This is a genomic window from Burkholderia sp. AU38729 (assembly GCF_020419725.1).
Taxonomy (GTDB): Bacteria; Pseudomonadota; Gammaproteobacteria; order Burkholderiales; family Burkholderiaceae; genus Burkholderia.
In genome coordinates this window covers 703,648-715,297 of sequence record NZ_JAIZQO010000003.1, presented here as the reverse complement: position 1 = coordinate 715,297, position 11,650 = coordinate 703,648, and the positions used below count along the sequence as shown (strand labels likewise).

General features: G+C 68.0%; 8 protein-coding genes. 5 read left to right on the top strand and 3 right to left on the bottom strand.

The window, feature by feature from the left end:
* Positions 1-2: 2 nt before the first annotated feature.
* Both LGM56_RS12255 and LGM56_RS12250 read left to right on the top strand, forming a co-directional pair.
* Positions 3-3,311, top strand: coding sequence for an efflux RND transporter permease subunit (locus LGM56_RS12255; protein ID WP_226204744.1), 3,309 nt, complete (start codon positions 3-5; stop codon positions 3,309-3,311).
* Between the two features lie 103 nt (positions 3,312-3,414).
* On the top strand, positions 3,415-3,798 hold the full coding sequence (locus tag LGM56_RS12250) for a VOC family protein (protein WP_089494417.1): 384 nt from the start codon (positions 3,415-3,417) through the stop codon (positions 3,796-3,798).
* A gap of 78 nt (positions 3,799-3,876) precedes the next feature.
* On the opposite strand, the gene LGM56_RS12245 is transcribed toward LGM56_RS12250, so the two are convergent.
* Positions 3,877-5,376 (bottom strand): NYN domain-containing protein, encoded by a 1,500-nt coding sequence (locus LGM56_RS12245; RefSeq protein ID WP_226204742.1) that lies wholly within the window; start codon positions 5,374-5,376, stop codon positions 3,877-3,879.
* 268 nt (positions 5,377-5,644) lie between these two features.
* On the opposite strand from LGM56_RS12245, the gene LGM56_RS12240 reads away from it, so the two are divergent.
* Positions 5,645-6,274: an NAD(P)H-binding protein gene (locus LGM56_RS12240; protein ID WP_089439591.1), complete on the top strand. Its 630-nt coding sequence runs from the start codon at positions 5,645-5,647 to the stop codon at positions 6,272-6,274.
* 80 nt (positions 6,275-6,354) lie between these two features.
* Here LGM56_RS12240 and LGM56_RS12235 read toward each other — a convergent pair whose 3' ends face one another.
* Entirely contained in the window at positions 6,355-6,909 is a 555-nt protein-coding gene (locus LGM56_RS12235; protein ID WP_089494415.1) for a peroxiredoxin, read from the bottom strand.
* 279 nt (positions 6,910-7,188) lie between these two features.
* Between LGM56_RS12235 and cdpA the strand changes: the two genes are divergently transcribed.
* Together cdpA and LGM56_RS12225 are read left to right on the top strand one after the other, a co-directional pair.
* A complete protein-coding gene (gene cdpA / locus LGM56_RS12230; protein WP_206150870.1) occupies positions 7,189-8,931 on the top strand; it encodes a putative bifunctional diguanylate cyclase/phosphodiesterase in 1,743 nt (580 codons plus the stop codon).
* A 27-nt stretch (positions 8,932-8,958) separates the two neighbouring features.
* Positions 8,959-10,458, top strand: coding sequence for an HDOD domain-containing protein (locus LGM56_RS12225; RefSeq protein WP_226204741.1), 1,500 nt, complete (start codon positions 8,959-8,961; stop codon positions 10,456-10,458).
* A 123-nt stretch (positions 10,459-10,581) separates the two neighbouring features.
* Here LGM56_RS12225 and LGM56_RS12220 read toward each other — a convergent pair whose 3' ends face one another.
* Entirely contained in the window at positions 10,582-11,376 is a 795-nt protein-coding gene (locus LGM56_RS12220; RefSeq protein ID WP_043182082.1) for an ABC transporter substrate-binding protein, read from the bottom strand.
* Between the last annotated feature and the right edge of the window lie 274 nt (positions 11,377-11,650).

The following is an 11,650-nucleotide window of genomic DNA, read 5'->3' as shown; positions in this document are numbered from 1 at the left end:
CAATGAACCTGTCACGCCCCTTCATCACCCGCCCCGTCGCGACGACGCTGCTCGCGATCGGCGTCGCGCTCGCGGGCCTGTTCGCGTTCGTCAAGCTGCCGGTGTCGCCGCTGCCGCAGGTCGACTTCCCGACCATCTCGGTGCAGGCGTCGCTGCCGGGCGCGAGCCCGGAAACGGTCGCGACCAGCGTGACGAGCCCGCTCGAGCGGCACCTCGGCTCGATCGCCGACGTGTCCGAAATGACGTCGACGAGCACGGTCGGCAACGCGCGGATCATCCTGCAGTTCGGGCTGAACCGCGACATCGACGGCGCCGCGCGCGACGTGCAGGCCGCGATCAACGCGGCGCGCGCCGACCTGCCCGCCGCGCTGAAGAGCAACCCGACCTACCGCAAGGTCAACCCGGCCGATTCGCCGATCATGATCGTGTCGCTGACGTCGGAGACCTCGTCGCCCGCGAAGCTGTACGACGCCGCGTCGACGGTGCTGCAGCAGTCGCTGTCGCAGATCGACGGGATCGGCCAGGTGTCGGTCAGCGGCTCCGCGAACCCGGCCGTGCGCGTCGAGCTCGAGCCGCAGGCGCTGTTCCACTACGGGATCGGCCTCGAGGACGTGCGCGCGGCGCTGGCCTCCGCGAACGCCAACGCGCCGAAGGGCGCGATCGAATTCGGCCCGCAGCGCTACCAGCTCTATACGAACGACCAGGCATCCCAGGCGTCGCAATACCGCGACCTCGTCGTGGCCTACCGCAACGGCTCGGCCGTGCGGCTGTCCGACCTGTCGGACGTCGTCGATTCGGTCGAGGATCTCCGCAACCTCGGCCTGTCGAACGGCAAGCGCGCGGTGCTCGTGATCCTCTACCGCTCGCCCGGCGCGAACATCATCGACACGATCGACCGCGTGCGCGCGGCGCTGCCGCAGCTCACCGCGTCGCTGCCGGCCGACATCACCGTCACGCCCGTGCTCGACCGCTCGACCACGATTCGCGCGTCGCTGAAGGACACCGAGCACACGCTGCTGATCGCGGTCAGCCTCGTCGTGATGGTCGTGTTCCTGTTCCTGCGCAACTGGCGCGCGACGTTGATCCCGAGCGTCGCGGTGCCGATCTCGATCATCGGCACGTTCGGCGCGATGTACCTGCTCGGCTTCTCGATCGACAACCTGTCGCTGATGGCGCTGATCGTCGCGACCGGCTTCGTCGTCGACGATGCGATCGTCGTGCTCGAGAACATCTCGCGGCATATCGAGAACGGCAAGTCGCGCATGCAGGCCGCGTTCGACGGCGCGCGCGAGGTCGGCTTCACGGTGTTGTCGATGAGCATTTCGCTCGTCGCGGTGTTCCTGCCGATCCTGCTGATGGGCGGCATCGTCGGGCGGCTGTTCCGCGAGTTCGCGCTGACGCTGTCGCTCGCGATCGCCGTCTCGCTCGCGGTGTCGCTCACGGTCACGCCGATGATGTGCGCGCGCCTGCTGCCCGAGTCGCACGACCCGCAAAACGAAGGCCGCTTCGGGCGTTTCCTGGAACGCTGTTTCAGCCGCATGCAGCGCGGCTACGAGCGCTCGCTGTCGTGGGCGCTGCGCCGGCCGCTCCTGATCCTGCTGACCCTGTTCGCAACCATCGGGCTGAACGTCTACCTGTACATCGTCGTGCCGAAGGGTTTCTTCCCGCAGCAGGACACCGGGCTGATGATCGGCGGCATCCGGGCCGACCAGTCGACGTCGTTCCAGGCGATGAAGCTGAAGTTCTCCGAGATGATGCGCATCGTGCAGAGCAACCCGAACGTGAAGAGCGTCGCGGGCTTCACCGGCGGCACGCAGACCAACTCGGGCTTCATGTTCGTCACGCTGAAGGATCGCACCGAGCGCAAGCTGTCGGCCGACCAGGTGATCCAGCAACTGCGCGTCCCGCTGTCGGATGTCGCCGGCGCGAGCACGTTCCTGCAGGCGGCGCAGGACATTCGCGTCGGGGGCCGGCAGAGCAACGCGCAGTACCAGTTCACGCTGCTCGGCGATTCGAGCGCCGACCTGTACAAGTGGGGGCCGATCCTGACCGAGGCGCTGCAGAAGCGCCCCGAGCTGACCGACGTGAACTCCGACCAGCAGCAAGGCGGCATGGAAGCCATGGTGACGATCGACCGGGCGACGGCCGCGCGGTTCGGCATCAAGCCCGCGCAGATCGACAATACGCTGTACGACGCATTCGGCCAGCGCCAGGTCTCGACGATCTACAACCCGCTGAACCAGTACCACGTGGTGATGGAAGTCGCGCCGAAGTACTGGCAGAGCCCCGAGATGCTGAACCAGGTGTGGATCAGCACGTCGGGCGGCAGCGCGAACGGCTCGCAGACCACCAACGCGGCGGCCGGCACCTACGTCGCGACCTCCGCCGGCACATCGAGCGCCGGCACGGCCACGCAAAGCGCCGCGGCGATCGCGTCCGACTCCGCACGCAACCAGGCGCTCAACTCGATCGCGGCGAGCGGCAAGTCGAGCGCGTCGTCGGGTGCGTCGGTGTCGACGTCGAAGTCGACGATGATCCCGCTGTCGGCGATCGCGACGTTCGGGCCGAGCACGACGCCGCTGTCGGTCAACCACCAGGGGCTGTTCGTCGCGACGACGATCTCGTTCAACCTGCCGCCCGGCGTGTCGCTGTCGCAGGCGACGCAGGTGATCTACCAGACGATGGCGCAGGTCGGCGTCCCGCCGACCATCGTCGGCAGCTTCCAGGGCACCGCGCAGGCGTTCCAGCAGTCGACGAACGACCAGCCGATCCTGATCCTCGCGGCGCTGCTGGCCGTCTACATCGTGCTCGGGATCCTGTACGAGAGCTACATCCATCCGATCACGATCCTGTCGACGCTGCCGTCAGCCGGCGTCGGCGCGCTGCTCGCGCTGCTGCTGTTCAAGACCGAGTTCAGCATCATCGCGCTGATCGGCGTGATCCTGCTGATCGGGATCGTGAAGAAGAACGCGATCATGATGGTCGACTTCGCGATCGACCAGACGCGCAACCACCAGAAGTCGTCGTTCGACGCGATCCACGAGGCGTGCCTGCTGCGCTTCCGCCCGATCATGATGACGACGATGGCCGCGCTGCTCGGCGCGCTGCCGCTCGCGTTCGGCCACGGCGACGGCGCCGAGCTGCGCGCGCCGCTCGGGATCGCGATCGCCGGCGGCCTGATCGTGTCGCAGGTGCTGACGCTCTATACGACGCCGGTCGTCTACCTGTACATGGACCGCTTCCGCGTGTGGGCCGAGAAGCGACGCAACCGCCGCGGGAATAACGGCGGGCCGGCCGTCGCCGGCGAGTGATGAAGCGGCCGCCTTGTGCGGCCGTTTTTTTGCGCTTGAACCGCGGCGACGATCGGCTATCGTGAGTCCATGCCCACCGCTGCGCCCTTCCCGGGAACCCGCCATGAACGTCCAGCTCAACCACACGATCGTCTGGTGCCGCGACAAGCGCGCGTCGAGCCGCTTCCTCACCGAGCTGCTGGAATTGCCGCCGCCGACCCCGTTCGGCGCGATGCTGGTCGTCCCGCTCGGCAACGGCGTGTCGCTCGATTTTTATGAACGGTCGGGAGCGATCGCGTCGCAGCATTACGCGTTCCTGCTCGACGAAGCAGGCTTCGATCGCGTACTCGCGCGCATTCGCGAGCGCGGGCTGCCGCACTGGGCGGATCCGGCCAAGCGGCAGCCCGATGACATCTACCGCCACAACGGCGGCCGAGGCGTGTACTTCGACGATCCGGACGGCCACTTCCTCGAAGTGATGACGCAGCCTTATGTGCTGAACGGCTAGCTCGACGGGCCGGCGTTGCACCGGCCGGATCCGTGGCGCGGCTGCCGCCCCGCTCGGGACGGCATCCGGCCGACCGGGTTACTCGGCAGCGTCCGCCGCCGTCTTGCGCGGACGTCGCGCGCGCGGGGCGGCCTTGCGGGCCGGCTTCTTCGGCTTGGCAGCGGCCGGCGCTTGCGCAACCGCGTCGGCATGGGCTTCAGCCGGCGCCGCGTCGTGCGATGGCTGCGCGGCGGCACGCTCGCCGCCGGCATCGCCTGCCGCCGGCCCGGCGTGCGTCATCGTGACATGCCGCTCGTCGCCCTGCGCCGCGTCGCGATGCGCGTCGTCGGCATGCTTGCCGTGCGCGTGCTTGTCGTCGCCGTGCTGCGGCGCGCCATGCCCGGCAGCGTCCGGCTTCCCGGCTGCGCTCTTCGCGGCGGTGCCCTTCTTCGCGCCTGCCTTCTTCGCCGCGGTCTTGCGCGCGCGCTTGCGGCCATCCTTCGCGTCGCCATGCGCATCGGCCACTTCGGCCGTCTCCGCCGGCGACATCATCGGTGCAGCGTCCGCCACCTCGGCGACCTCGGCCACTTCCGTCTCGTCCGCTTCGACCGGCACGCTTTCGTGCATGACCGCCTCCGCCCGCTGCCCGCGACGTTGCGCATTGCGTCCGGCCCGCGCCGGCTCGGCCGCGCGCGTACCGTGGTGCGCGCCGCCGTGTCCGCCGCCGTGTCCGCCGCCTTCACCGCCCGCCGTGACGTGCTCCGCGGCCGCCTGCTGGCGTGCCCGCGACACGAACGCGCCCGACTTGTCGTCACGCCCCACTTCGAGCAGGCCGCGCGCCTGCGCCTCGTCGAGCAGGTTGCCGAACGCGCGGAATCCGTAGTACGACTCGTTGAAATCCGGCTTGCGGCGCTTGATCGCGCTCTTGAGCACCGACGCCCAGATCTTGCCGACGTCGTCCCGCTCCGATGCCAACGCGTCGAACGTCTCGACGGCCAGCGCGATCGCCTCGGCCTTGCGCGCGTCCATGTCGTGCTTGCGCGACGACGGCTCGTCGGGTCGCTTCGCGCCGCCGTTGCCCGCGCGCTGCTGCTGTTCGCGCTTCGCGAGCGCGCGCTGCTGCTCGCGCACCAGGTCGTCGTAGAAGATGAATTCGTCGCAGTTCGCGACCAGCAGGTCCGACGTCGATTTCTTCACGCCGACGCCGATCACCTTTTTCGCGTTCTCGCGCAGCTTCGACACCAGCGGCGAAAAATCCGAGTCGCCGCTGATGATCACGAACGTATCGACGTGCGACTTCGTGTAGCAAAGGTCGAGCGCATCGACGACGAGCCGGATGTCGGCCGAATTCTTGCCCGACTGGCGCACGTGCGGAATCTCGATCAGCTCGAAGCTCGCCTCGTGCATCGACGCCTTGAAGCCCTTGTAGCGATCCCAGTCGCAATAGGCCTTCTTCACGACGATGCTGCCCTTCAGCAGCAGGCGCTCCAGCACAGGCTTGATGTCGAACTTCTCGTACTTCGCGTCGCGCACGCCGAGCGCGACGTTCTCGAAGTCGCAGAACACGGCCATGCTGACGTTGTCCAGGGGTATTGCCATGTGTACTCCAACCAGTGGGCCGATGCGTTGTATGACGTAACGGCGAAAAATGCATCGCGCACATGATAGCCGGTCGGCGCGTCATTCCCGCATCCGTGTGAATGAATGGCCGCCGGGATGTCGCTGCCAGTACGCCCGATGCCGGTACGCCCGAAGCCGGTACGTCCCTTAATACACACCCGCCGCATCGGCAAATCGACATTACACTTGAGTTATCGGTCGTCCGTCCCTATCTGGAAGGATGACGCATCGAGCAAGGAGCGGTTTCATGACGACGAAGGTACTGCTGATTGGCGCGACCGGCCGAACGGGCCAGGCCTGCGCGGATCTGCTGCTCAAGCAGCCGGAGTTCGAGGTCACGGCGCTCGTGCGCCGCCACGGCTATGCGCTGGCAGGCGCACGGGTGGTCGAAGCCGACCTGACGAACGATTTCTCGCACGCATTCCAGGGCATCTCGCACGTGATCTACGCGGCCGGCTCGGCCGAATCGGAGGGCGCGGCCGAAGAGGAGCAGGTCGACCGCGACGCGGTCGCCCGCGCGGCCGAATACGCGCTGGCTTACAACGCGCAGAAGCTGGTGGTGATCAGCTCGCTGTCCGCGTACCGGCCCGAGCTCGGCCCGGACGCGCTGCGCCACTATTCGCAGATGAAGCGCGAAGGCGACGATCGCGTGATCGCGTCGGGCGTCGACTACGCGATCCTGCGCCCCGGCCCGCTCACGGACGATCCGGGTGTCGGCAAGATCGCGCTCACCGACGCATGGTTCGATGGCGCCCCACCCGTGTCGCGCCAGGATGTCGCCTGGGCCGCGATCGAGGCGATCAAGCTGGGCATCTCGCGCAAGATCGTCGGCTTCGTCGGCGGCAGCGTGCCGATCGAACAGGCATTGCGCGCATAACGGCCTCTCACGCGCGGCGGCTGCGTCGCTCCGTACCGGCGGCCCGCACGACGGGCCGCTTTGCCGTGCGGGCCGCCCGCTTACTGCTTCTTCGGATGCGCGTCCGCCCACGCCTTCACGGCGGCGAGCGTGTTCTCGACGTGCTTGTCGGGCGACAGGCTCGTGTATTCGTAGAGCACCTTCCCTTCCGGCGAAATCACGTAGGACACGCGGTTCGCCTTGTCGATCGCCGGCAGCTTCGCGTCATATTCCCGGATGATCTTCGCGTCCGGATCGGCCGCGACCGGGAACTTGCTCCGGCACTCGCTCACCGAGAACTTCGTCAGCGTGTCGATCTTGTCAGCCGAGACGCCGATCACCGTCGCACCGTAAGCCTTGTAACGGTCGACCGCGTCCGCGAACGCATGCGCCTCGATCGTGCAGCCCTTCGTGAACGCGGCCGGATAGAAATACAGCACGACCGGCCCCTGCTTCAGCGCGTCCGCGAGCGAGTATGTGTAAGTCTTGCCGCCCAGCGACGCCTGCGTCGTGAAATCGGGCGCCGCGGCACCCGGCTTCAATTCCGCCCGCGCCATCAGCGCATGGCCGGCCACCAGCGCCGCCACGGCGGCGCCCAGCAACAGTTTTCGCTTCATCTGCGTCCTCATTTCTTATAAAGTCAGCCTCAATGTAGGCCCCGCCGGCGTTCGCCTGTCGAACACCCGCGTGGCCGATCCGGTCCAGCGGCAACGCCATCCGCGGCCGGTTCGTTAAAGATTCCGCACAGTCTGCCGTTATTCCTTCCGGACAACCGGTTCCAGCCCTTCACGTCAGCGAGAAACATGGAAGCCAACAGGAAACAGACGTCACGCAAGGGCTCCTGGCGCAGCGCCTTGCATACGCTGCGCCGCTTCGCCTGGTCGGGCGGCGCGCTGATGCCCGCGCGCGCCGGTGCGCCGCGACGCGACGACTCCGTGCGCAACTGGCTGGAACAGACGGTCGGCACGGTGGATTTCCTCGCCCATGTCGACCGCGAGCTGCGCTTTCTGTACGTGTCGGACGCAAGCCTGCGCTTCATCGGCTACCACCGCGACTACCTGCACACGCTGACGCTGCGCGACCTGATCGCCGAACAGGATACCGCGGCGCTCGAAGGCCTGCTTGCACGCGCCGCGCGTTCCGGCCAGGTCGAGAAGGCGACGATGTGCATCGTCAAGTCGCTCACCTACCCGCTGGACGTCGAGATCCGCGCGTTCAAGAGCCGCCATCACGGGGTCGACGGATTCGCGATCGCGGCGTTCGACGTGTCGTCGTGGCGCGCGCTCGAGGCGCGCCTGACTTACGAGATGCACCACGACCCGATGACGGGGCTCGACAACCTGTCCGCGCTCGTGCCAGCGCTGATGCGCGCGCAGCAGGCCGCCGACGGGGACGGCTCGTGCGCGGCGCTGCTGCTGCTCGACCTCGACGACTACCAGCGGATCAACCGCGCGCTCGGCTACGACGCGGGCGATACGCTGCTGCGCGAGACCGCGCAGCGGCTGAAGGCGCTCGTCACGCCGAACGAGCAGCTCGCGCGCGTCGCGAGCGACAAGTTCGCGGTCGTGCTCGGCGCACCGAACCGTACGCAGGCGAGCAATGCGGCGGACGCACTCGCCCGCCGGCTGCAGGCCGCGGTGCGCGAGCCCTACGTGTACCAGGGGCAGACCGTGCACCTGTCCGCGAGCATCGGCATCGCGCTCTACCCTGACGAGCGCTCGGCGCCGCACCGCGCGCAGCACCACAGCCCGCTGCTGCGCCGCGCCGACCACGCGCTCGCGCAGGCGAAGGCGTCGGGCGGCAATGCGCTCGCGTTCCACGCCCCCGTCGACGATCCCGCCGACGCCGAACGGCTGAAGCTCGAGGCCGACCTGTACGACGGCGTGCGCAACGGCGAGTTTTCGCTCCATTTCCAGCCGATCACGCGCAGCCAGTCGGGCGCGGTGGTCGGGGTCGAGGCGCTGATCCGCTGGCGCCATCCGGTGCACGGCCTCGTGCCGCCGGCGACCTTCATTCCGCTCGCCGAATCGATCGGCCTGATCAACTATCTCGGCAACTGGGTGCTCAAGGCCGCGTGCATGCAGCTCGTCGCCTGGGATCGCCAGGGGCTCGCGCTGCAGTACGTGGCGGTCAACGTGTCGCCGCAGCAGTTCCGCGACCCGCGCTTCACGCAGAGCGTGCGCGAGGCGATCGCGCTGACGGGCATCGACCCGCGCCGCATCGTGCTCGAAATCACCGAAAGCCTGCTGATGCACGATCCCGCGCAGGCCAAGGGGCTGCTCGAGGAGCTGACCGATCTCGGCATCCGCTTCGCGATCGACGATTTCGGCACCGGCTATTCGAGCCTCGCGTACCTGCAGCGCTTCCCGCTCGCGAAGCTGAAGATCGACCGCAGTTTCGTCGAGAACCTGCTGACCTCGCGCAACGATCGCGCGATCGTGTCGGCGGTGGTCGGCCTCGCGCAGACGCTCGATCTCGAACTCGTCGCCGAAGGCGTCGAGACCGAGGCGCAGCGCGAATTGCTGACGGAGATGGGCTGCAACCATATCCAGGGCTGGCTCGTCTGCCAGGCGCTGCCGTCCGAGGAGCTCGCGCGGCGCTTCGAGGCGCAGCAGCTGCACCTGCACGCCGCCGCCTGACGCGCGCGGCGAACCGGACAGATCCGTATGTCAATCACCGAACACCTGCCCCGCACCGCATTGCTCGACAAGCTGTGGGCGCGGATGAACGAACGGGGCGATTTCCCGCTGCTGTCGGAATCGCTGCGTGCGACGATGGCCGCGATGAAGAACGACGACCTCGACTTCACCGCGCTCGTGCGCGTCGTGCTGTCGGACTTCGCGCTCACGCAGAAAGTGCTGCGGCTCGCGAACTCCGCGATGTACATGGCGTTCGGCGGCAACATCACGACCGTGACCCGCGCCCTGATGGTGCTCGGCATGGACGCCGTCGGCCACCTGGTCGTCGGGCTCAAGCTCGTCGACCATTTCCACCACAGCACACCGCGGCGCATCGACGCGAAGCTCGAGCTGAACCGCGCGCTGCTGTCCGGCTGCGTCGCGCGCAAGCTCACCGAGCGCGCCGAGCTGCGCTCGGGCGAGGAAGCCGTCGTCTGCACGCTGATGCGCCAGGTCGGCAAGCTGCTCGTGGTCTGCTACCTCGACAGCGAATGGGACCGGATCCGCCGTCGCGCGGCCGAGCTGAATGGCGACGAAGCGGCCGCCTGCATCGATGTGCTCGGCGTCGGCTTCGACGAGATCGGGCTCGAGGCGGCTGCGCGCTGGCGCTTGCCGGACGTGATTCGCGCGGGGATGGCCGATCACGACCACGTGGCCCACGCCGGCGCGTTCGGCAACGACGATGACGATCACGATGCGGGCCGTGCGAGCGATGACGGCCCGGCCGACCGCGTCCGCTGGCTGCGCGCGATCAGCCGCTGCTCGACCGACGTCGCGGGTGCGCTGGTGATGCCCTCGAGCCCGCAGCGCGACGCGCGTATCGCGGCGCTCGCGCAGCACTACGGCGCGGAGCTCGACATGGAATCCGACGCGCTCGTCGAGATCGCCGAGCGGCTCGCACGCGAGGAAGCGAGCGACACCGTGATGCGCGAGATCGTCGAGCTGCGCGCGAACGCCGATGCGATCGCGCGCGCCCAGGCCGCGCCCGAGGCGTGCCTCGAAGCCGGCCTCGCGGACCTGCGTGCGCTGCCGTCCGAGCACGTGCTGACGCCGGTGCTCGCGCTGGCGTCGGAAAGCCTGCTGGCCGGCCTCGCGTTCACGCGCACCGTGATGTTCGTGCGCCACGACGACGGCATGTTCGCCGCGCGCCTCGGCTTCGGCCCCGGCGTCGATACGACGCTCGACCGGCTACGCTTCGACGAGCGCTTCGAGCCGGACGTGTTCCATCTCGCGATCTCGAACTCGGTCGGCATCTTCATCGAGCAGGCGCAGGAGCCGAAGATGCTCAAGCGCCTGCCCGCTTGGTATCTCGACGCATTCGACGACACGCGCGCGTTCGTGCTGCTGCCGGTACGCGTCGGCACGACGACCGTCGCGCTGCTGTACGGCGACTGGGCCGGCGCGCAGCCCGCGCGCAAGATCACGCAGCAGGAGATGGCCGTGCTCAACGAGCTGGCGCGCGAACTGGGCCGGTTCTTTCCGGCCTGACGCCGCCGCCGGCCGCTGCTGCGCGGTTTCCCGTCCGCGGTTTCCCGCCAATTTCCGCCCCAAAAAAACAAACCGGCCGCATCAGCGGCCGGTTTGCTTGCATCGTGCGATCGAACGCCGCGCTTACTTGAGCGTCACGGGCACGCTGAAGTACTTCTTCGCGAGGTTGTCGATCGTGCCGTCGGCCTTCAGTTCCTTCAGCGCCTGATCGAGCGCGGTCTTCAGCGCCGCGTCGTTCTTGCGCAGGCCGAAGCCGACGCCCGAGCCGAGGATCTCGGCGTCGCTCACGGTACCGCCCGCGAACGCGAAGCCCTGGCCTTGCGGCTTCGTCAGGAAGCCCTTCGAACCGGCTTCCGCGTCCTGGAACGTCGCGTCGAGACGGCCCGACTTCAGGTCGGCGTAGGCCAGGTCCTGCGTCTGGTACGGCACGACTTCGACGCCGGCCGGCGCCCACTTCTTCTTCGCGTACGCTTCCTGGATCGTGCCCTGCAGCACGCCCACGCGCTTGCCCTTCAGCGATTGCGGGGTCGGCAGCAGGCCGCTGCCCTGCTTCGCGATCAGCTGGTTCGGGATCGTGTAGATCGCATCGGTGAACGCGATCGCGTGCTTGCGCTGGTCGGTGATCGTCATGTCCGAGTTGATCGCGTCGAACTTGCGCGCCTGCAGCGCCGGGATCAGGCCGTCGAAGTCGTTCTCGACCCACACGCACTTCGTCTTCAGCTTCGCGCACACCGCGTTGCCGATATCGATGTCGAAGCCGGTCAGCTTGCCGTCGGGCGTCTTGTATTCGAACGGCGCGTACGAAGCCTCGACGCCGAAACGGATCTCTTTCAGATCCGCTGCCATCGCGCTGCCTGCCGCCACGGCCGATGCCGCCACCACCGCATGCGCGGCCACTTTACGCCAATCCAACTTCATCAGGTGTTCTCCTCGATACTCGAATGTTCCGGAACTACGGGCGCATGCATCATTGCAGGGTCGGATGACCACGGCAATGCTGCCGCCGCGCCGTGATGCGGCGCAACAGCCGCAAGGCCGCGATTGTACCAATCCGCGCGGCCCGATATGGCAAAGCAGCCGCCGGCCCGCGATGCTGCGCTGCGGGCGCCGACGCCAGCCGGGCGGCCCGTCGAACTTGCAAGACGATGTCGCAAATACGCAAGCGCGACCCGCGGGCCTTCCGCGCGGCGGG

Bases quoted from the DNA above. Each gene is read 5' to 3' on its own strand.
- LGM56_RS12255 (WP_226204744.1), top strand. From the start codon at position 3: ATGAACCTGTCACGCCCCTTCATCACCCGCCCCGTCGCGACGACGCTG.
- LGM56_RS12250 (WP_089494417.1), top strand. From the start codon at position 3,415: ATGAACGTCCAGCTCAACCACACGATCGTCTGGTGCCGCGACAAGCGC.
- LGM56_RS12245 (WP_226204742.1), bottom strand. From the start codon at position 5,376: ATGGCAATACCCCTGGACAACGTCAGCATGGCCGTGTTCTGCGACTTC.
- LGM56_RS12240 (WP_089439591.1), top strand. From the start codon at position 5,645: ATGACGACGAAGGTACTGCTGATTGGCGCGACCGGCCGAACGGGCCAG.
- LGM56_RS12235 (WP_089494415.1), bottom strand. From the start codon at position 6,909: ATGAAGCGAAAACTGTTGCTGGGCGCCGCCGTGGCGGCGCTGGTGGCC.
- cdpA (WP_206150870.1), top strand. From the start codon at position 7,189: ATGCCCGCGCGCGCCGGTGCGCCGCGACGCGACGACTCCGTGCGCAAC.
- LGM56_RS12225 (WP_226204741.1), top strand. From the start codon at position 8,959: ATGTCAATCACCGAACACCTGCCCCGCACCGCATTGCTCGACAAGCTG.
- LGM56_RS12220 (WP_043182082.1), bottom strand. From the start codon at position 11,376: ATGAAGTTGGATTGGCGTAAAGTGGCCGCGCATGCGGTGGTGGCGGCA.